Source organism: Campylobacter sp. MIT 97-5078, from assembly GCF_006864455.1.
Classification (GTDB): domain Bacteria; phylum Campylobacterota; class Campylobacteria; order Campylobacterales; family Campylobacteraceae; genus Campylobacter_D.
Map to the genome: position 1 here is coordinate 22109 of NZ_QHLK01000005.1, position 20182 is coordinate 42290.

Sequence of the window (20182 nt, forward strand, 5' to 3'; positions counted from 1 at the left end):
TAGGATATTTTAAAGTAAAAAAGGGTAAATTTAGGACTTTATTTTTCAAACATTAAGTATGGGGCGGGGACAATATTTATGATAACTTTTCAAAAAGATGAGAAAAATAATATCATTTACGGGGATTTAAGCAAGCAAAAAAATCTTAAATTTGAATTTAAAGGACGGGATAATATACTTTTCTTTGCCGCAGAAAGTGCAAATGTTAATGCAACTTTTTATGGAGACAATACACTTTTGTTTATTTCAGGGAATGGTGGTTGGTTATATGGAAGCTTTGTTCTAAATTCGCATGGACTTTGTTATATAGGCAAAAACAGCACAAGCAATGGTGTAGATTTTCGAGTACATGAGGGTAAAAATATCATTTTAGGCGATGATGTTATGTATTCTTGGGGAATTTGGCTAAGCACCTGCGATTATCACTTGATTTTTAATAGCAAGACTTATGCAAGAAATAATTTCAGTAAAAGCATTTATATAGGTGATCATGTGTGGTGCGGACAAGAAAGTGCGATTTTAAAAGGTTGTGTTGTAGCAAGTGGAAGCATTTTGGGAGCAAAAAGTGTAAATTCTGGCAAAAAGTTTTCCAATTCAATTTATGCAGGAAATCCAAGTCAATTTATAAAAAATGAAATATTTTGGAGTAGGTTAGATCCGTGTGCTTGGGGTAAAGTTCAAACCAAGCAGCATATAACCATGCAAACCGAAGACTTCAAATTCACCTTCGAAAAAGAAAAATTCTTAAATCCAGCCTTAATAGAAAAAGAACTAGAAAGTATGGATACAGCTTTACAAAAACTAGAATTTGTGTATGATTATATCTACAACAACACAGAAAAAAATCGTTTTGCTTTGTTTGAAGAGAGTGATATTAGTGAATGCAAATTATATAAAGATGAGAGCAAAATAGCCTTTAAAGACTTAGAATTTAAAGAACTTCAAAAACTAGAAATTTTTAAACCAAAAGGAGCTAAGGAAAGAATTCAAAACACACTTTCATATAAACTTGGCTTAGCAATGATACAAAACTCAAAAAATGCAAGAGGTATTATAAGCTTACCTTTTACTTTACTGAAGATTCAAAGCAAACACAAAAAAACTCAAAAACTCTATCAAGAACAAATCAAAATAAATCCAAATTTAAAACTTCCACCTTTGCAAACTTGTGAAGATTATCACGAAGCTATAAAAGCAAAAGAGCATTTAAGTTATAAGTTGGGAGAAGCTTTGATAAAAGCAAGTAAGGCTTGGTATAAAGGAGGATATGTGAAATTTTTCTTTGAGTTAAGGAGGATTAAAAACGGCTACAAAAATACTTGCAAATAAATACATTTTAATTTTAATTTGTGTGTTTTTGTAATAAAAGACAAAGAAGTTCTTAAATTTCAAGAAAAATTTTTCTTTTTATCGTTACAATTAAAAGAAAAAATTAAGGAGTTTGAAAATGTCTTTTATCAAAGATTATCAAGAAAATGCAAAAGAAAGGGAAAGCTTAGGCATTTCGCCCCTTCCTTTAAGCGTAGAGCAAACAAAGGCACTTTGCAAAGCTTTACAAGATGAACCAAGCGAGGAACTAGCTTTTTTACTTGAAAACCGAGTTAATCCGGGTGTTGATGATGCAGCTTTGATTAAATGTGAGTTTTTGGATCAAATTTTAAAGTCAAAAATCAGCTGTAAAGTTATCGATAAAACAAAGGCTTTAGATATGCTTGAAACTATGCTTGGAGGCTATAATGTCAAGGTTTTAATCGAAGCTTTAAAACAAGATGACACAGCCAAGCAAGCTGCAAAAGTGCTTTCAAATATCATTTTTGTGCATGATGATTTTCACACCATTTGCGAGTTGAGTAAAAACAATGCTTATGCTAAAGAAGTCTTAGAAAACTGGGCAAATGCAACTTGGTTTGAAAAAAGAGAAAAACTTCCTGAACTTATCAAGTGTGTAGTATTTAAGGTGCCAGGAGAAACTAATACTGATGATTTAAGTCCAGCAGGGGATGCTTTTACAAGAAGTGACATCCCACTTCATGCTCTAGCTATGCTTAAAAACCGCCAACCCGGAAGCCTTGAAAAGATAGCAGAGCTTAAAAAAAGCGGACGCGAAGTTGTGTATGTAGGTGATGTCGTAGGCACAGGTTCTAGTAGAAAATCAGCCATAAACTCTATACAATGGCATATGGGAAAAGATATCAAAGGTGTGCCAAACAAACGCACAGCTGGCGTAGTCATGGGATCAACCATAGCGCCAATTTTCTTTAACACAGCTGAAGACAGCGGAGCTTTGCCTATAGTATGTGATGTAAGTAAGCTTGAAATGGGTGATGAGTTTGAAATTCATCCTTACAAGGGCGAAATTATCAAAAATGGCGAAGTCATAGCTAAATTTAAACTTAGCCCAAATACTATCTATGATGAAGTAAGGGCTGGTGGAAGAATCCCACTTATCATAGGACGTGGTTTATGTGCTAAGGCAAGAGAATTTCTAGGCTTAGAAACAGAACAAATTTTCATTAAGCCTGAACAACCTCAAAACTCAAGCGGAGGCTATACTCTAGCACAAAAAATGCTTGGTAGAGCCTGTGGGGTTGATGGGGTGCGTCCGGGTATGTATATAGAGCCTATGGCTTTAACCGTTGGTTCTCAAGATACAACCGGACCTATGACAAGAGATGAGATCAAAGAGCTTGCCTCGCTTGGCTTTAATGCTGATATGGTTATGCAAAGTTTTTGTCATACCGCAGCTTATCCAAAGGTAAGTGATTCAAATTTACATAAAACTTTACCATATTTCATAACAAGTCGTGGTGGTGTGAGCTTAAAGCCGGGTGATGGAGTCATTCACAGCTGGCTTAACCGCCTTGTGTTGCCTGATACAGTTGGCACTGGAGGGGACTCTCATACCCGCTTTCCTATAGGCATTTCTTTTCCTGCTGGAAGTGGGCTTGTCGCCTTTGCTGCTGTAACTGGTTCTATGCCTTTAAATGTGCCTGAAAGCATTTTAGTGCGTTTTAGCGGGAAACTTCAACCCGGAGTTACTTTAAGGGATTTGGTTAATGCTATACCTTATTATGCGATTAAAGAAGGACAATTAACAGTAGCTAAGCAAGGTAAGAAAAATATTTTTGCTGGTAAAATCTTAGAAATAGAGGGCTTGCCAAATTTAAAAGTCGAACAAGCCTTTGAATTAAGCGATGCTTCAGCTGAAAGAAGTGCAGCTGCTTGTTGTGTGGATCTTAGCGTAGAAAGCGTAAGTGAGTATATTAAATCAAACATTACTTTAATAGAAGCCATGATACAAGCAGGTTATGAAGATAAAAAAACCCTTGCAAGAAGAGCTGAAAAGATGAAAAAATGGCTTGAAAAACCAGAGCTTTTAAGGGCTGATAAAGACGCAAAATATGCTTATGTCTTCGAGATCAACTTAAATGATATCAAAGAGCCTATTTTAGCCTGCCCTAATGATCCAGATGATGTAGCAAGCTTAAGCGAAGTTTTAGCTGATAGCAAACGTCCAAAACACATAGATGAAGTTTTTGTTGGCTCTTGCATGACAAATATAGGGCATTACAGGGCTTTGGGTGAAATTTTAAAAGGCAAAGGTATGATAGATACGAGGCTTTGGGTAGTGCCACCAACAAAAATGGATAAAGCACAACTTAGCACTGAAGGGTATTATAGTGTATTTGGTGCTGCTGGAGCAAGGATAGAAGTGCCGGGTTGCTCACTATGCATGGGTAATCAAGCTAGAGTAGCTGATGGAGCTGTAGTATTTTCAACCTCAACTAGAAATTTCGATAATAGAATGGGTATAGGTGCACAAGTATATCTTGGCAGTGCTGAACTAGCTGCTGTTTGTGCCTTACTAGGACGCTTACCAAATGTGAGTGAATATCTCGAACTTGTTAAAGACAAGCTTGATGATAGCAAGAAAAGCGAAATTTACAAATATCTTAATTTTAATGAGATTCAGGATTTTGAGCTTGTGGATTAAGAGAACTTTGACTATAATTAACTTTTGTTTATAAGCAATACAGTATTTTAAGGCTTTTGCCTTAAAATATGAGTTTTTGAGGGGATTTTTTGAGATTTTTATTTTTCTTTCTTTTTTGTGCGGTTTTTACTTTTAATGCGTATGCAGATTGTGAGCTTTTAGAGCAGGATAAAAGTCTCTTTCAAATCGCAAATAATCGCTCTGCCTTTGATCTTAATACTACGTTCATAGAAACATTAAGAACTTGTGAAAAAAGTTTTAAAAACCAAACCTTTAGTAAAAGACTTTATGAGCTCAGCAATGAAATCAGAGGCAATAACAGCTCTTGTGGAGGAATTCATTATTTTGCTCGTCTTGACTCTTTTCATCTTTTGCTCGCCCAACTTGCTCTTGATCCAAGTTCGTATCAAGTGCCAAAATATTTGGCAGACAAAAAAGACGAATTCCAAGCATATTTTCGTTACTGGGCATATCAAAGTATAGGAAATTTCAGGCTTTACCGTGCATTTAATGAAGAGTTTGAAAAAGCCAAGAAAGCCTTTATGGATTTTTTTATAAAAACGCACAAGATGAACGCACAAGATGCTGGAATTTATGCACAAAAAGCTGCAGATGAGTTTTTATTTTGGGCTGTAGGTGAGACGAAAATCTTTAAAGATATTAGTGAGTTTCAAAAACTCATTATTGATAAAAGTAAAGGTTTAAGACAAATTCAAGGCTATATTTATGCAAATAAACCAAGCGATATTGATCTTAGCATAGCCTTGCAAACCGCACTTTTAAGCAAGAGAGATGTAAGCATCATTAATGAGCTGATTCAATTTGGTGCGAAGATAAATGAGGGTTATGAAAGTGCTTTATTTTTTGCTCTTGAAAGCTATGAAAATACGCAATTTCTTATTCAAAAAGGGGCTGATGTTAATGCAAGCAATGCTTTTGGCAAAACTCCTCTTTTTTATGCAGTAGAATTTAATCAAGAAAATATTGTCAAGCTTTTGCTTGAAAAAGGGGCTGATGTCAATGCAGAATATATCAATAATAACGAGAAATTAGCTATAAGCGGTAATACGCCTTATTATATCACGCTTTGTGCACTTGAGCATACTTCAAAAAATGTGTTTATGCACGCAGCAAGCTATGCAGATGTGAATATCCTAAAGCTTTTAATCGCTAATAAAGCAGATATAAATGCAAAAGATGATTTGGGTTTTAACGCACTTGATTTTGCTATACTTGCACACAAAGATGAAAACATAGCCTATCTTAAAACATTAGGCTTAAAAGAAAACGCAAATTTATTTTATGAAGGAACTTTAGAATGAAAACAGCATTTATCACAGGAGCAAGTTCTGGCTTTGGAGAAGCTACAGCTAGGGCATTAGCCAAAGATGGCTTTAAGATCATCGCTCTTGCAAGACGCAAAGAAAGACTTGAGACGCTCGCAAGGGAATTTAAAGAACAAATCCACACTATAGCCCTTGATGTAAGGGATAAAGAAGCTGTTTTTGAAGCAGTAGAGAATCTACCAAGCGAATTTAAGGCTATAGATATACTTGTTAATAATGCTGGCTTAGCCCTTGAGACACAAAAATTTGACGAACTTGCTCTTGAGGATATAGAAACTATGGTAGATACAAATATCAGAGGTTTTTTATATGTGGCAAGGGCAATAATTCCGCTTTTAAGAAAGCAAAAAAGTGCTTATATCTTTAATCTTGGCTCAGTTGCTGGGGTAAATCCTTATTTTGGTGGCAATGTGTATTGTGGCACCAAAGCCTTTGTGCGTCAGTTTTCACTCGCTTTAAGAAATGACTTAAGAGGTTCAAATATCAAAGTAACAAATATCGCTCCTGGGCTTTGCAAAACCGAATTTAGCGAGGTGCGTTTTAAGGGCGATAAGAAAAAAGCTGATGAGTTGTATGAAAATACTAAGTATTTAAGTGCTGAGGATATAGCTAAAGTCATTTGCTCTATACTAACCTTGCCCGATCATATCAATATCAACGAGCTTGAACTCATGCCTGTAACACAGACTTGGAACGGGCTTTTTGTAGAAAAAGGTCAAGCCCTATGAAAGTTGTATTTTTCTTATTTTTGCCACTTTTTGCAATCGCTCAAACTCCTGATTTAGCAAGTCAAAATGCCCATATTTTTGGCATTTTTACGCTTTTGCCACCTATTGTTGCTATCGCTCTTGCTTTTATAAGTAAAGATGTGGTTTTATCGCTTTTCTTAGGAGCTTTTACTGGCACCTTTATGCTTGCACTGGTACAAAATGGGCTTAGCAGTGAAGCTACACTTTTAAATGCTCAGCTTGCAAATCAAACTTCTTTGAATTCAGCTGAAGTAGGCTTTTGGGCTATGCTGTATCATTCTACCATAGGTGCTTTTACCGGACTTGTTTTTAAACTTTTAAATTCTATGGCAAGTGCTGGAAATGCTGGCATTATCTTACAAGTTTTAACCATAGGCGGGGTAGTAGCCTTAATCACAAAAAGCGGAGGCACTAAGGCTGTGGCTTTGTGGCTTTCTCAAAAAGCAAAACAGGCTAAAAGCTCACAATTTGCTACTTGGTGTATGGGGTGTTTTGTATTTTTTGATGATTATGCAAATTCTTTGATAGTTGGACCTATCATGCGTCCAGTTACTGATAAATTTAAAGTAAGTCGCGAAAAACTTGCCTTTATCATGGACGCAACAGCTGCTCCTATTACAGGGCTTGCTATCATTTCTACCTGGATAGGGCTTGAAGTTTCACTGATTAGAAGTGGATATGATTTGATTGATTCGGCTGAAATTTTTACAGCTCTTGGGGTTGATAGAGCTTCGCTGAATGCTTTTGAAATTTTTGTGCAAACCTTGCCTTACCGCTTTTACAATCTTTTTATGCTCGTTTTTGTTTTGCTGACTATCTTTATGGGGCGTGAGTTTGGTCCTATGCTTAAGGCTGAACTTAATGCAAGGGCAGGCAAATTTTCGCATGGACATGAGCAAATTGATAATATAGAAGACAAACTTTTAGAGCCAAAAGAGCATATCGCCCTTAAAACAAGTAATTCCCTTATACCTTTATTTATCTTGGTTATTTTTGCTTTTGTGGGCTTTTATTTTAGTGGCTATAATGCCATTGAAGATGAAGCTTTAAAAGCACAGATTAACGCAAGTCCATTAAGTCTTTTTGCCTTACGTGAGACTTTTGGGGCAGCTGATGCTTCTGTGGTGCTTTTTCAAGCCGCACTTTTAGCCTCTATAGTGGCTATTATCATGGGAATTTGGCGTAAAATTTGGACTTTAAAAGAAGGTATAGCGACTTGGACTCATGGTTGGAGGACTATGATAATGACAGTTATCATTTTGCTGTGTGCTTGGAGTTTAGCTTCAACCATCAAAGACTTAGGCACTTCAAAATACCTTATCGAACTTCTTTCAAGCACCACACCACTTTTTGTGCTAGCTTCAGCTGTGTTCTTACTTGCTTCTATCATTTCTTTTTCAACCGGAACAAGTTATGGAACTATGGGAATTTTAATGCCTCTTACCATACCACTTGCTGCTGCTGTTGGCTTTCACAATGACTTAAGCGGAGCAGAACTTCATCATTATATGGTCATAAATATTTCAGCTGTTTTAACCGGTGCGATTTTTGGCGATCACTGCTCGCCAATTTCTGATACTACCATACTTTCATCTATGGGAAGTCGTTGTGAGCTACTTGCTCATGTTAAAACGCAAATGCCTTATGCACTTAGCGTTTGTGTTATAAGCATACTTTGTGGGTATTTGCCTGTGAGTTTTGGTTTAAATGTTTGGCTAAGTCTTATTTTAGGACTTGTAGTTATGATCTTGCTTTTAAGATTTATTGGCAAAAAGGTGTAAATGTCTGATTTTATCCAAAAAAGTCAGTTTGCAAAAGAACTTTTTAAAGAATTTTTAAATGATCTTAAGATCGAAGAATTTCAAAATCATTCAAAAGCTTATAGAAACAGAGTCGAACTTGTTTTTTATAAAGACGAGCTCGGCTTAAGCTATGCAAGTTTTGAAGGCAAGAAAAAGATAAAAATTCAAAGCCTTGACTTTGTAGAGCCTCAAATTCAAAGTTTTATGCCTCTTTTGCTTGTGTGCTTAAACGCTAGCAAAATCCTTTCAAATAAGCTTTTTGGCGTAGAGTTTTTAAGTACAAAAAAAGACTTTAGCATAACCTTGCTTTATCATACAGACATCAATTTGCTCCAAGACGAACTCGATCAGCTTAGCAAGGATTTAAATACCAATATCATCACAAGATGCAAGGGCAAAAAACTTGTCTTTGGTCATGAAGAGCTTAGACAAAGCCTTGATATAAATGGATATAAATTTGAATATATCTTTAGCAATGATTGTTTTGTCCAGCCAAATACTTTCATGAATGAAACTATGATTTCTTGGGTAATAAACAAAGTCAAAAAAGATAATAAAAGCGATTTGCTAGAGTTTTATTGTGGATATGGAAATTTTACCCTGCCCCTTTCAAGGCTTTTTCACAGAGTTTTAGCCAGTGAAATTTCAAAGAAAAATATAGAATTTGCCCTTCAAAACTGCAAACTTAATCAAAGTCAAAATATAAATTTTATCCGCCTTTCAAGCCAAGAACTTATTAAAGCTTTTAAAAAAGAAAGAGCATTTTTTAGGCTAAGACATATAAACTTAGATGAATTTGAGTTCTCTCATGTCTTTGTTGATCCTCCAAGAGCTGGGCTTGACGAGCTTAGTTTGGAATTTATCCCTAGCTTTAAAAATATCATTTATATCTCATGCAATCCACTTACGCTTAAAGATAATCTTAATGTTTTAAGCAAAAGCCATAAGATCAAGCATTTTGCAATCTTTGATCAATTTGCTCACACTCCTCATCTTGAATGCGGGGTGATTTTAGAAAGAAAATAATTTAGCTTTGAAATTTTATTTAAAGCTAAAATAAAACTTATATTTTTTGCAAATTTTAAGCAAAATAAGGCTATGATTTTTTTTCAGTAAAAAGGAATATTAAAAAAATGATAGAGCTGAACAAAATTTATCAAGCTAAGCAAAAAATCGCTGATTTTATCATAAAAACACCATTTACTTACTCAAGTCAGCTCAGTGAAATTTGCAAGGCAAAGATTTATCTTAAAAATGAGAATTTGCAACTTACTGGAGCTTATAAGATACGAGGAGCTTATAATAAAATCGCAAATCTTGATGAAAAAGCCCTAGAAGCTGGAGTAATAGCAGCAAGTGCTGGTAATCACGCTCAAGGCGTAGCTATAGCTGCAAGAAAATTTAACGCCAAAGCCATCATCATCATGCCTGAATCAACTCCCCTTCTTAAGGTCTCAGCCACAAGAGCTTTAGGTGCTGAAGTTTTTTTGAAAGGGGACAATTTTGATGAAGCTTATAGCTTTGCTGTGCAATATGCCAAAGAACACAAACTTAGTTTCATACATCCTTTTGAAGACGAGCAGGTTATGGCTGGACAGGGCACGCTTGCTCTTGAAATGCTTGATGAGGTCAGTGATTTAAGCACCATAATCGTGCCTGTTGGCGGAGGTGGGCTCATCTCGGGCATAGCTAGTGCTACAAAACAAATCAATCCAAAGATAAGAATTATAGCAGCAAGTGCAAAAGGTGCTCCTGCAATGTATGATAGCTTTAAAGCAAAAAAGATTAAAAACTCAAAATCCGTTCGCACCATAGCTGATGGCATAGCCGTTCGGGACGCTCATAAGGTCAATTTAGAACTTATCTTAGAAAGTGTTGATGAGTTTGTCCAGCTTGATGATGAGGAAATTGCTAGAGCTGTGCTTTTCTTGCTTGAAAAACATAAAATCATTGTTGAAGGTGCTGGAGCTGTGGGTGTAGCAAGCTTACTTCAGCACAAGATTGAGTTTAAAAACAATGAAAAAGTAGGTGTAGTGTTAAGTGGTGGCAATATAGATGTGCAAATGCTTAATATCATCATAGAAAAAGGGCTTTTTAAAGCCCACCGCAAAATGCTCATTTCAGTTACTCTTGTAGATAAACCTGGAGCCTTACTAGAGCTTAGTGAAGCCTTAAAAGAAGCTGGAGCAAATATCATTAAAATCGATTATGATCGCTTTTCAACTAAGCTTAATTATGGTGATGCTATGATTAACATTACACTTGAAACTAAGGGCAAAGAACACCAAGAAAGCTTGAGGCAAATTTTACACTCCAAAGGCTTTATTTTTAGCGAAAACAGCTAAAGAAAGGAAATGAAAATGCAAGAAAATATCGAACATATCATAAAAAATTGCAAAAAAGTTGCCGTTGTGGGCTTAAGTCCAGATGAGAGTAAGCCAAGTCATTATGTAAGCAAATGCTTGCAAGAGCATGGTTTTGAGATTTTTCCTATTTATCCAAAAGAACTTATGCTTTTTGATAAACTTGCTGTGCCTAGTCTTGAGGATATAAATGAAAAAGTGGATTTGGTGCTGATGTTTAGAAAGGGCGAGTTTGCAGATGAGCTTTTACCTATCGTTAAGAAAAAAGGCATTAAAAACTTTTGGCTTCAACTTGGTATCACAAATGAAAGGGTCAAAGAAGAATGCAAAAAGGCTGGAATTTATTTTGTTCAAGATAGGTGTATGAAAATTGAGCTTGAAAAAAGAGCTTGTATATAAAGAATTTTGAACTAAAAATGAGTAACTTATGAATTATCTTATCATTGTTACTTGTATTTGGGCTTTTTCTTTTCCCCTCATAGGGTATTTTATCAGCGGACAAATGGATAGCTTTTTTGCTATTTTTATGCGTGTATTTTTGGCTTTTTTGGTGTTTTTGCCTTTTTTGAATTGGCAGTGCAAAAACTCTTTAAAGCTTAAATTTATGGGTATTGGTGGCTTGCAAATTGGCATTATGTATATATTTTATTATCATTCTTTTTTGTATTTAAATGTGGCTGAAGTGGCTCTTTTTACCATTTTTACACCTTTTTATGTGAGTTTGATTTATGATTTGTTTTCGAGTCGTTTTAGAGCCTTTTATCTTTTAAGTATAAGTATTTGTGTGCTTGGAGCTTATATTATTAAAGCAAATGAATTAAGCTCAAATTTTCTCATCGGCTTTTTACTCATTCAAGGTGCAAATTTAGTCTTTGGCACAGCTCAAAGTCTTTATAAAATAGTGCTTGAAAAAGAGCCTATTAAGGATCAAAAAAGTATTTTTGGGTATTTTCACTTAGGAGCAAGTCTCATTGCTGGTTTAGCCTTTTTTACACTTGGAGATAGTTCAAATTTACCAAAAAGTGCAAGCTCTTGGGCTGTTTTGATCTATCTTGGGTTTATTGCCTCTGGGCTTGGATATTTTTGGTGGAACAAGGGTGCGACTATGGTAGATAGCGGGGTGCTTGCCATTATGAATAATGCTCTTATACCAGCTGCTGTGCTAGCAAATGCCCTTTTAATCTGGCTTTTTTTCCCAGAAAAACAAGTTTATTTTAGCACAGCTGAACTTGTACGTATAAGTATAGGCATAGCTTTAATGTTTTTTTCTTTGTGGATTCATTATAAAATTATCAAGCATTATGAAAAAATAGACGAAAATTTAAATAAAATAAAGTTATAATATAGTTTTGCTAAAAGTTTGACAAATAAAATTTTTTATTATTTTTAATGTTTATTTAAGAGATTTTTTGCTTTTTCTAAGTTATTATGCTACAGTAACACAACCATTAAGGATAGGAAACAAGGAAAAATAATGGCTATAGCAAGGCGTATAAATTCAACTAAAAATTCAAAAGATTACACTTATTATGTCATAGATGCAGATGAGGCAAAATGCTTACAAATCTTTATAAGCTGATTTTTCTGTATCGCTTAGAGTATCTGAAGAACTCCATTCTTTCAAAGCTTTTTGAAAAGCTCTCATTTCCCTGCTCCATAAAGCCTTTTGCCACATTTAACGCTGAAGCTCTTCTTTCGGCACTAAGTTTGCTTAGAAAATTAAAGATAGTAATGAAGTTTTAGTTCCTTTTTAAATTTCTTTATAACAAATTTAGTTTATTTAACATAGAATAATATATTCTATGTTAAATACTTTCAAAAGGATTAAACATGTTTAAGAAGTTACTACTTAGTAGTGTGCTTTTAACAGGTTTAGCATTTGCAGATGCTTTCGATAGATATTAAAAGAGAGTATAAAGATTACTTTTATGCTATTGCTGTTTTATATAAAGAGTTGACCAGAGCAAGTTTAAATGGTGATTGGGATGATGCTCATACGCATATAGTTAATGTATTAAATGGTGCTACAGGTGGATCAGGAGACGTAATGGATCTCACAACAGCTGTAGATGAAGTAGCTAGAGCAAAAAACGATATTAAAGCATACAAAGACTATTATGAAGACGTTAAGAAATGGTATTGTAGTAATCTTAAAGAGTTCGTAACTAATGGTCCAAAATGCAGATGGTTTACTGGCGTTATGTCAACAGATGAATTCCGTAATAAATGGGTAATCGATTATATGTACGGAGATGAATTTGATCAAGATATGCTAAACCAAATGAAAAGAGAAACAGAACGAGCAATGAAAAACGGAAATTAATATTACTAGAGGTATATACCTCTAGTATCTCTTTTTATTTTTTATAGTGTATAGAATTTTACTATATTCTCTTTTACATTGTCTTTGAATACTGTTTTTTCTTTATCAAATACTATACCAAAATCTATCTTTCTTAGATTAGCTTTACGAGTCATGATATCACATAACATACAGATACAAGTAATGATGTTTTGATAAGATACTAAGTTGTTTTAGTCCCTTTTTAAATTTCTTTATGATAAAATTTTACATTGCCATAGCCCCAAGTATAGATAAGCTGAGAGTCAGGAATGTTTGTCGCTACAAATATACTTGCAGAAAACAACGATTACTAGAAAAGTTAAGCATATATTAAATGCAAGACACACAAAAGGCACAAAAATTTAGAGCATATAGCTTTCGACAAGTTTTTGCACAAGTAAATTCCAGCCATCAACAAGTACAAATATGAGTAGCTTAAAAGGTAGCGAAATCATCACAGGTGGAAGCATCATCATACCCATAGACATTAAAACTGAACTAATCACCATATCAATAACCAAAAAAGGCAAGTAAATCAAAAAGCCTATCTCAAAGGCTGTTTTTAGCTCAGAGATCACAAAGGCTGGCACGATGATGGTTAAGGGCACATCATTGATAGTTTGAGGATTTGGCAGGTTTCGTATGCGGTAAAATAAAGCCAAGTCCTTTTCTCTTGTATTTTTAAGCATAAAGTCCTTAAAAGGGCGACTTGCTCTATTAAAGGCTTCTTCATATCCTATCTGCTCAGCTAAATAAGGACGCACGCCCTCATTATAAGCTTTTGTTGCTGTTGGCTCCATGATGAAAAAGGTAAGCACTAAAGCAAAGGTTAAAAGTATGGCATTTGGTGGCATGGTTGCGGTGCCTAAGGCTTGTCTTAAAAAAGAAAATACCACGATAAGTCTTAAAAAAGAAGTCATCACAAAAACTATGGTAGGAGCTAGGGCAAGCACGGTTAAAACGATGATGATATTCATCACGGTAACGAGCTGTTGTGGGCTATTTGGTGCACTTAGGCTTAAATTTACGGTCGGTATAGTTGCTTCAGGAGCAGCAAATAAAACAGAGCCAAGCAAAAAAAGCAAAGAGATAATTTTCAAAATGAAGCCTTGTTTTAATCTAAAAGCTGATTATAGAATTTCATCACTGAAATTTGGGTTAAAAATGTGCAAAAATCAAGATAAATTCAAAAATTTCATGTCTATTTTACATCCCAAAATCAAGCCTTTTTAACTTTAACTTGCTACAATATAAGAAATTTTTCAAGGAAATATAATGAGCATTTCTGTCGTTATCCTAGCAGCTGGACTTGGGACAAGAATGAAGTCAAATAAGGCTAAAGTTTTACAAAGTTTAAGTGGCAAAGCTATGATCTTTCATATACTTAAACAAGCTTTTGCAATCAGCGATGATATTAGCGTAGTGCTTTTTCATCAAAAAGAGCTCATTAAAGAAGAAATTTGCAAAGACTTTGAAAATGTGCGTTTTTTTACTCAAGACTTAGAACATTATCCTGGAACCGCAGGAGCTTTAAAGAGCTATACACCAAAATATGAAAGACTTTTAGTGCTATGTGGAGATATGCCTTTAATCACTCAAAAAAGTTTGGAAAAAATGAGGGATTTAAAAGCTGATTTTGGGGTAGCTGTCTTTGAGAGTAAAGAGCCAAAAAACTACGGCAGAGTGGTGCTTAAAAATGATGAAGTGCAAAAAATCGTCGAATTTAAAGACGCAAGTGAGAACGAGAAGCAAATTAGCATTTGCAATAGTGGTGTGTATGTGATCAAAAGTGAAATTCTTGCTCAAGTTTTGCCCCAAATTTCAAACCAAAATGCTGCAAAGGAGTATTATCTAACTGATGCTATTGCTTTGGCTAAGAGCTTAAATGCTAGCGTGAAAGCTTGTTTTGTTGATGAGCTTGAGTTTATGGGCGTAAATGATAAATTTGAATTGAGTGTGGCTGAAACTTTGCTACAAGAACGTATCAAAAAAAAGCTTATGCTACAAGGCGTGATTTTTCATAATCCTAGCTCAAGCTTTATTAGCTGTGAGGCTGTTTTTAAAGGAGAATGCGAAATTTATGAACATGTGCGTATTGAGGGTAAAAGCGTGATTGAAAACTCTATTATTAAAAGCTCAAGTGTGATTGAAGATAGTGTTGTGATTAACTCGGACTTAGGACCCTTAGCACACTTGCGTCCAAAGTGCGAGCTTGTAAATACTCACATTGGTAATTTTGTAGAGTGCAAAAATGCCAAACTTAAGGGTGTAAAAGCTGGGCATTTAAGTTATTTGGGCGATTGTGAGATAAATGAGGGCACAAATGTGGGCTGTGGAACTATCACTTGTAATTATGATGGGCTTAAAAAACACAAAACCATCATAGGTAAAAAAGTTTTCATAGGATCAGACACTCAGCTCATCGCTCCTGTTGAGATCGAAGATGAAGTTATTATAGCTGCTGGTAGTAGTGTAAGTGGATGCGTGCCAAAGGGAGCTTTATTTATCAATAGAGCTGAAAAAAAGATAGTCAAAGACTTTTTTTATAAAAAATTTGGACTTCAATGAAAACGATTTTACTTGCCGTAAGTGGAAGCATAGCCTTTTATAAGGCTTATGAGCTTATTTCTTTGTTTAAAAAAGAAGGCTTTAAAGTCAAGGTTTTACTTAGCGATGGTGTGCTTAAATTTGCTAGTATTATGAGCTTTGAGGCTTTAGCTGATGAGGTTTTATGTAGCTTAAATGAAAGCTGGGAGAATGATAAAAATCATATCGCTTTTAGTAAGGATTGTGATCTTATCCTTTTTGCTCCAGCAAGTATAAATTCTATTAACAAACTTGCCCTAGGCATAGCCGATACGCTTTTTATCCAAACCCTAATCGCTACAAAAGCTCCTCTTATCATCGCTCCTGCTGCAAATACGGCTATGTATTTGCATTTTAGCACTCAAAATTCTTTAAGGCTTTTAGAGCAAAACAAAGCCCTTATTATCAAGCCCATTTCAAAAGTTTTAGCCTGCAAAGATGAGGGCGTGGGGGCTTTAGCTGAAGTGCAAACTATCTTTAATGAAAGCAAAAGAATGCTTTTAAAACAAGATTTTTGGGTAGATAAAAGCGTGCTTATCACAGGCGGAGGCACTAAAGAAAAGATCGATGAGGTAAGGTGCATTAGTAATTTTTCAAGTGGAAAAATGGCTAAGGCTTTAGCTGATGCTTTTTATTTTTTAGGAGCTAAGGTTAAGTTTTTAAGCTCGGTGCATTTTGATACCCCTTATGAGTTAAAGCTCTTTGAAAGCTCACAAGAACTTGTGAATTTGCTAAAAGCTTATAAAAATGAGGATTATTTGTTTATGGTAGCTGCGGTAAGTGATTTTGTGTGTGAAAATTTTAAGGGTAAGATAAAGAAAAAAGATCACCCACAAGGACTTGATTTGCATTTAAAAACAAATATTGATGTGCTTAAAACTTGTGAATTTAAGGGTAAAAAAATAGGCTTTAAAATGGAGTTTGATAAACAAAATGCCCTTAAAAATGCTAAAGATATGCTTAAAGAAAAAAAACTTGATATGGTATGTTTAAATATACTTAGCAAAGGCAGGGCCGAGTTTGGCTCCCAAAAAAGCGAATTTGAGCTTTTCTTTAAGGATGAAAGCGTAAAGCTTGATTTTAAGGATAAAGAAAAACTCGCTTTTGAGATCGCTCATTTGTGTAAAGGCTTATAAATGAGTATGATTAATGCAACCTTGCCAGTGCAAATGAAAGTGCTTGAAAAAATAGGATATAATAATTACATCTTGCTTTTAAATCATAAAAAAGTCAGCACTAAAAGTCATATTGATCTTATTGTGGGGGCTGAGTATTTAGCTGAACTTTATACAGATAAAGGTGGTGTAATAACTTTTAAAAATCTTTCTCAAAAGCCAGAACTTATATACTATGAAGAGGGGCTTGAGCTTATTTTAAGGCTTTTAGAACAAGATTTTGATTTTAAGGCTTTTGTAATTGAAAATTTAATCAATGCTAAAGATAAGGCAAGTTTTGAGCTTTTTAAGGCTATGCTTTTTGCAAGCTATGAAAATATTTATCATATCCCCTTTGTTTTTGAAGATAAGACTTGTTTGTTTCAGCTTAGGGTGGGAGCAAAAAAAACCGAACTTTATTTGTATTTTAGCGTATTTGGAAGCTTAAAGCTTATCATTGAAGAAGAGGGCGTAAAGCTTTATACACCTTTTTTTAAGGTGGCGAATTTTTTGAGCAAACATTTAGGATTTGCTACTTTTCAGCAAACTAAGCTCACGGCTCTTTTTGAAGTGAAAAAACGGCTTGATTTTAAAGGATAAAAATGAATACACTCAATCATCTTGCAGTGGTAATGGACGGCAACAGGCGCTGGGCAAGGCAAAATGGTTTTTTAGCAAAACTTGGTTATTCAAGAGGACTAAAAACCATAGAAAGATTAATGCAAGTTTGCGTTGAAGAAGGCATCAAAGAATTGAGCCTTTTTGCCTTTAGCACTGAAAATTGGGCTCGTCCAAAAGATGAGATTGAATTTATTTTTAACTTGCTTGAAAAGGTGCTTGATGAAAGCATTGAACGTTTTATTCAAAACAATGTTAGATTAAGGACTATTGGGGATTTAAGCCGTCTTGAGCCTCATTTGCAGGCTAAGATTAAAAGAGCTGAAGAATTAACAGCTAATTGCACGCTTTTATGTGTAAATTTGGCTATAAGCTATGGTTCAAAAGATGAAATAGTGCGTGCAGTAAAAAGGTGTATTGAAAAAGGCTTAGAGCCAAATGAAGCTAATATCAGTGCAAATTTAGACTTGGCTTTAGATGTAGATTTGCTTTTAAGGGTAGGGGACGCTAAAAGGCTTTCAAACTTCTTGCTTTGGCAGTGTGCTTATGCTGAAATTTGTTTTAGCAATACCCTTTTTCCAGGACTTACTAAAAGAGAATTTAAAAAAAACATCAAAGAATTTCAAAAACGAGAAAGAACCTTTGGTAAATGATAGTTTTGATAGGAATTTTTGGACTTTGCATAGGCTCATTTTTAGCTGCCTTAGCTCAAAGATTTTGTTTTCAAATCCCACTTTTTAAGGCTAGATCTTTTTGCCTTGCATGTAAAAATGACTTAAAATTGTATCATTTAATCCCTCTTTTTTCTTTTGTATTTTTAAAAGGAAAATGTGGTTTTTGTGGAGCTAAAATTCCTTATGAGCTTTTGATAATGGAGTGTTTATCTGCTTTACTTTTTGCACTTGCCTTTGTTTTTAGCTCAAATTTAAGTGAATTTCTTGTGCTTATTTTACTTTTAAGTGTGCTTTTGCTTTTGTCTTTGATTGATTTTTATCTTTTAAGTGTGCCTGAGTTTTTGCTGTGGCTGGCGTTTATGTGTGCTTTTTTACTTGGTTTTAAAAGTGAAGAACTATTTAACTTAGTCTTTTTTGATCATTTCGGGCAAGGTTTTTTGCTTTGTGCTTTAGTGTTTGCTGGCTTTATGTTTTTGCTTAAAAGCTTTGTAAGTCTTGTGATAAATTTTAAAAAGCAAAACGAGGTGCTTGAGAGTATGGGCGAGGCTGATGTTTTAATCGTAGCAGCCTTAGGAGGAATACTAGGCTTTAAGCTTGGTTTTTTGATGATTTTTTTAGCAGCTTGCCTAGCCTTACCTTTTTTACTTATCTTAAAGCTTAAAGGACAACAAGAACCAAAACTTGCGATGATGCCTTTTTTTAGCTTTGCTTTTGTGTGTATTTTTTTTATGGAAAAGTATTATGAAACTCGTTTATAAATACAGCCTAAATCACTTCTTAAGTACAAATTTATCGCTTTTTTTAGTGCTTTTTCTCATCGTTTCTATGGTATTTTTTATCCAGCTTGCACGTTTGACAGCAAGTATTGAAATTTCGTTTTTGGATTTTTTAAAACTCTATAGCTTTATGATTCCTCGCATACTCATTTTTACCTTGCCCATAAGTTTTTTTATCGCTTTAACCTTAGCTTTATATCGTTTATCAAGGGAAAATGAAAGTATAGTGTGCTTTGCACTTGGTTTCTCGCCCAAAGAAATAGGCTATTTTTTCTTAAAAATCGCTTGTTTGATCAGCGCTTTTATGCTTGTAATTGCTTTGGTATTTATCCCAGTAGCAGCTTCTTTACAGAGTAATTTTGTGGATTTTAAGAAAACTCAAGTAAAACTTAATCTTAAAACCGGTGAATTTGGGCAGAAATTTTTAGATTGGCTCGTGTTTATAGAAAAAGAAAATCAAGGCTTGTATGAAAATATCATCATGTATCACCCAAACACTGAAGCAAATCCTAAAGAACAGCTCATCATCGCTAAAGAAGGCGTGCTTGATCGAGTCGATCAAAGCCTTGCGTTTAAGCTAAGTGATGGCAAGGTATATAGCTTTGAACAGAACAATACTTGGTATTTGGGACATTTTGATACTTTAGTTGTCAATACCTTACTCAGCGGTTTTGATACAAACAAAGAACCTTTTTATAAGTATTGGAATGATATGAACTCAAATGAAAAAAAAGCAAAAGAATTTGTTATTTATGTGCTTATCGCTCTTTTTCCAGTGGCTAGCACCTTTTTTGCTTTGTGTTTTGGCTTGGTAACTTACCGCTATGAAAAGGGTTTTGTGTATTTTGGAATTTTTGGGGTGATTGCACTTTATTTTGGGGCTTTAAGTGTGTTTTATCAACCACCTTTACTTGCTGTAATTGCGATATTTTTGCTCTTTTTGCTTACTTCTGTGCTGTATTTTAAAATTAAAATTCTTAGCAGGTATTAAGTGAAACTTAAACTTATCTTAGCTTATGATGGCTCAAAATTTCAAGGATCAGCTATTCAGCCTCACAAAAATAGCGTGCAAGATCATTTAATACAGGCTTTAGCTCATCTTGGTATTTCTAGCCAAACTTTATTTGCTTCTCGCACAGATAAGGGTGTGCATGCCTTAAGAAATGTCGCAAGCGTGGAGTGTGGCGAGCATTTTAGCGATCTTGAGTATCTTAAAAAACAAATCAATAAATTCGCTCGCCCAAATTTAGATATAAAAGCTATCTATAAAGTGCCCCAAAGCTTTCAACCAAGATTTGATGCTCAAAAAAGGGCATATCGCTATGTGTTTAATCATGCCCACTTTAACCCATTTTTAAGCCCATATTGCACTTTTTATCCAAAGATAGATTTAAAAAAGGCTAATCTTGCTTTAAGCTTATTTCTTGGCAAGCATGACTTTGTGTATTTTCAAAAGCAAAGTGATAAAAATACTATTAAAACGATGTTTCAGGCAAAAGCTTATGTATTTAGGCATTATACGATCTTTTATTTTCAAGCCGATGGCTTTTTAAGAGCTCAAATCCGCCTTAGTGTTGCTGCTGTGCTAAAGGTGCTAGAAGGTAGAATAACTCTTAAAGATTTACAAGATCAAATTGAGGCTAAAGCTATATCAAGCCGAATTTTAGCTCCAGCAAATGGACTATATCTAAGCTCCATAAGTTATTAAATTAAATAAAACAAATTTAATCATACTTTAAACTTTTAGCGTGTATAATGCCAAGGCTACATTTCGTA

At 34.6% G+C, this 20182-nt stretch carries 18 protein-coding genes; 17 read left to right on the plus strand and 1 reads right to left on the minus strand.

Annotated features, from left to right (window positions below):
- Window positions 1-78: 78 nt before the first annotated feature.
- The 10 genes from DMB91_RS03630 (at window position 79) to DMB91_RS03675 (ending at window position 12577) form a co-directional block, all read left to right on the plus strand.
- Entirely contained in the window at window positions 79-1329 is a 1251-nt protein-coding gene (locus DMB91_RS03630) for a hypothetical protein (RefSeq protein WP_052043145.1), read from the plus strand.
- Between the two features lie 118 nt (window positions 1330-1447).
- Window positions 1448-3994, plus strand: a complete 2547-nt coding sequence (locus tag DMB91_RS03635) for a bifunctional aconitate hydratase 2/2-methylisocitrate dehydratase (RefSeq protein WP_034903012.1) — start codon at window positions 1448-1450, stop codon at window positions 3992-3994.
- 89 nt (window positions 3995-4083) lie between these two features.
- Window positions 4084-5316: an ankyrin repeat domain-containing protein gene (locus DMB91_RS03640; RefSeq protein ID WP_034903013.1), complete on the plus strand. Its 1233-nt coding sequence runs from the start codon at window positions 4084-4086 to the stop codon at window positions 5314-5316.
- On the plus strand, window positions 5313-6068 hold the full coding sequence (locus tag DMB91_RS03645; RefSeq protein WP_034903018.1) for an SDR family NAD(P)-dependent oxidoreductase: 756 nt from the start codon (window positions 5313-5315) through the stop codon (window positions 6066-6068). Before DMB91_RS03640 ends, DMB91_RS03645 begins: the two co-directional genes overlap by 4 nt.
- On the plus strand, window positions 6065-7870 hold the full coding sequence (locus DMB91_RS03650; protein WP_034903027.1) for a Na+/H+ antiporter NhaC family protein: 1806 nt from the start codon (window positions 6065-6067) through the stop codon (window positions 7868-7870). The genes DMB91_RS03645 and DMB91_RS03650 overlap by 4 nt, the downstream gene beginning before the upstream one ends.
- Window positions 7871-8917: a tRNA (uridine(54)-C5)-methyltransferase TrmA gene (gene trmA / locus DMB91_RS03655; protein ID WP_034903032.1), complete on the plus strand. Its 1047-nt coding sequence runs from the start codon at window positions 7871-7873 to the stop codon at window positions 8915-8917.
- 107 nt (window positions 8918-9024) lie between these two features.
- On the plus strand, window positions 9025-10236 hold the full coding sequence (ilvA, locus tag DMB91_RS03660) for a threonine ammonia-lyase (RefSeq protein ID WP_034903035.1): 1212 nt from the start codon (window positions 9025-9027) through the stop codon (window positions 10234-10236).
- Window positions 10237-10251: 15 nt separating this feature from the next.
- Window positions 10252-10653: a CoA-binding protein gene (locus DMB91_RS03665; protein WP_052043146.1), complete on the plus strand. Its 402-nt coding sequence runs from the start codon at window positions 10252-10254 to the stop codon at window positions 10651-10653.
- Window positions 10654-10681: 28 nt separating this feature from the next.
- The gene (locus tag DMB91_RS03670) at window positions 10682-11596 is read left to right on the plus strand and encodes an EamA family transporter (RefSeq protein WP_034903041.1); all 915 of its coding nucleotides are present in this window, start codon (window positions 10682-10684) and stop codon (window positions 11594-11596) included.
- Window positions 11597-12139: 543 nt separating this feature from the next.
- Window positions 12140-12577, plus strand: coding sequence for a hypothetical protein (locus tag DMB91_RS03675; RefSeq protein ID WP_034903043.1), 438 nt, complete (start codon window positions 12140-12142; stop codon window positions 12575-12577).
- Between the two features lie 383 nt (window positions 12578-12960).
- On the opposite strand, the gene fliP is transcribed toward DMB91_RS03675, so the two are convergent.
- Window positions 12961-13698 carry a flagellar type III secretion system pore protein FliP gene (fliP, locus tag DMB91_RS03680; protein ID WP_034903045.1) on the minus strand — a complete coding sequence of 246 codons (738 nt, stop codon included), beginning with the start codon at window positions 13696-13698 and terminating at the stop codon, window positions 12961-12963.
- A 175-nt stretch (window positions 13699-13873) separates the two neighbouring features.
- Between fliP and glmU the strand changes: the two genes are divergently transcribed.
- Genes glmU through truA form a run of 7 tightly spaced genes read left to right on the plus strand, consistent with a single transcriptional unit; the run spans window position 13874 to window position 20114 of the window.
- Window positions 13874-15166: a bifunctional UDP-N-acetylglucosamine diphosphorylase/glucosamine-1-phosphate N-acetyltransferase GlmU gene (gene glmU / locus DMB91_RS03685; RefSeq protein ID WP_034903051.1), complete on the plus strand. Its 1293-nt coding sequence runs from the start codon at window positions 13874-13876 to the stop codon at window positions 15164-15166.
- Entirely contained in the window at window positions 15163-16320 is a 1158-nt protein-coding gene (coaBC, locus tag DMB91_RS03690; RefSeq protein WP_034903054.1) for a bifunctional phosphopantothenoylcysteine decarboxylase/phosphopantothenate--cysteine ligase CoaBC, read from the plus strand. Before glmU ends, coaBC begins: the two co-directional genes overlap by 4 nt.
- Window positions 16321-16938: a hypothetical protein gene (locus DMB91_RS03695; RefSeq protein WP_034903057.1), complete on the plus strand. Its 618-nt coding sequence runs from the start codon at window positions 16321-16323 to the stop codon at window positions 16936-16938.
- 2 nt (window positions 16939-16940) lie between these two features.
- Window positions 16941-17609, plus strand: coding sequence for a polyprenyl diphosphate synthase (uppS, locus tag DMB91_RS03700; protein ID WP_034903060.1), 669 nt, complete (start codon window positions 16941-16943; stop codon window positions 17607-17609).
- Window positions 17606-18388 carry a prepilin peptidase gene (locus tag DMB91_RS03705; protein ID WP_034903063.1) on the plus strand — a complete coding sequence of 261 codons (783 nt, stop codon included), beginning with the start codon at window positions 17606-17608 and terminating at the stop codon, window positions 18386-18388. The genes uppS and DMB91_RS03705 overlap by 4 nt, the downstream gene beginning before the upstream one ends.
- Window positions 18372-19397: an LptF/LptG family permease gene (locus DMB91_RS03710; RefSeq protein ID WP_034903066.1), complete on the plus strand. Its 1026-nt coding sequence runs from the start codon at window positions 18372-18374 to the stop codon at window positions 19395-19397. Before DMB91_RS03705 ends, DMB91_RS03710 begins: the two co-directional genes overlap by 17 nt.
- A complete protein-coding gene (gene truA, locus DMB91_RS03715) occupies window positions 19398-20114 on the plus strand; it encodes a tRNA pseudouridine(38-40) synthase TruA (RefSeq protein ID WP_034903067.1) in 717 nt (238 codons plus the stop codon).
- Window positions 20115-20182: the final 68 nt, after the last annotated feature.

Excerpts from the sequence above, each read along its gene's own strand:
- coaBC (WP_034903054.1), top strand. The coding sequence starts at position 15,163 with ATGAAAACGATTTTACTTGCCGTAAGTGGAAGCATAGCCTTTTATAAG.
- DMB91_RS03645 (WP_034903018.1), top strand. The coding sequence starts at position 5,313 with ATGAAAACAGCATTTATCACAGGAGCAAGTTCTGGCTTTGGAGAAGCT.
- DMB91_RS03675 (WP_034903043.1), top strand. The coding sequence starts at position 12,140 with ATGCTTTCGATAGATATTAAAAGAGAGTATAAAGATTACTTTTATGCT.
- DMB91_RS03665 (WP_052043146.1), top strand. The coding sequence starts at position 10,252 with ATGCAAGAAAATATCGAACATATCATAAAAAATTGCAAAAAAGTTGCC.
- uppS (WP_034903060.1), top strand. The coding sequence starts at position 16,941 with ATGAATACACTCAATCATCTTGCAGTGGTAATGGACGGCAACAGGCGC.
- ilvA (WP_034903035.1), top strand. The coding sequence starts at position 9,025 with ATGATAGAGCTGAACAAAATTTATCAAGCTAAGCAAAAAATCGCTGAT.
- trmA (WP_034903032.1), top strand. The coding sequence starts at position 7,871 with ATGTCTGATTTTATCCAAAAAAGTCAGTTTGCAAAAGAACTTTTTAAA.
- DMB91_RS03705 (WP_034903063.1), top strand. The coding sequence starts at position 17,606 with ATGATAGTTTTGATAGGAATTTTTGGACTTTGCATAGGCTCATTTTTA.
- DMB91_RS03670 (WP_034903041.1), top strand. The coding sequence starts at position 10,682 with ATGAATTATCTTATCATTGTTACTTGTATTTGGGCTTTTTCTTTTCCC.
- DMB91_RS03630 (WP_052043145.1), top strand. The coding sequence starts at position 79 with ATGATAACTTTTCAAAAAGATGAGAAAAATAATATCATTTACGGGGAT.
- DMB91_RS03695 (WP_034903057.1), top strand. The coding sequence starts at position 16,321 with ATGAGTATGATTAATGCAACCTTGCCAGTGCAAATGAAAGTGCTTGAA.
- DMB91_RS03710 (WP_034903066.1), top strand. The coding sequence starts at position 18,372 with ATGAAACTCGTTTATAAATACAGCCTAAATCACTTCTTAAGTACAAAT.
- glmU (WP_034903051.1), top strand. The coding sequence starts at position 13,874 with ATGAGCATTTCTGTCGTTATCCTAGCAGCTGGACTTGGGACAAGAATG.
- DMB91_RS03650 (WP_034903027.1), top strand. The coding sequence starts at position 6,065 with ATGAAAGTTGTATTTTTCTTATTTTTGCCACTTTTTGCAATCGCTCAA.
- DMB91_RS03635 (WP_034903012.1), top strand. The coding sequence starts at position 1,448 with ATGTCTTTTATCAAAGATTATCAAGAAAATGCAAAAGAAAGGGAAAGC.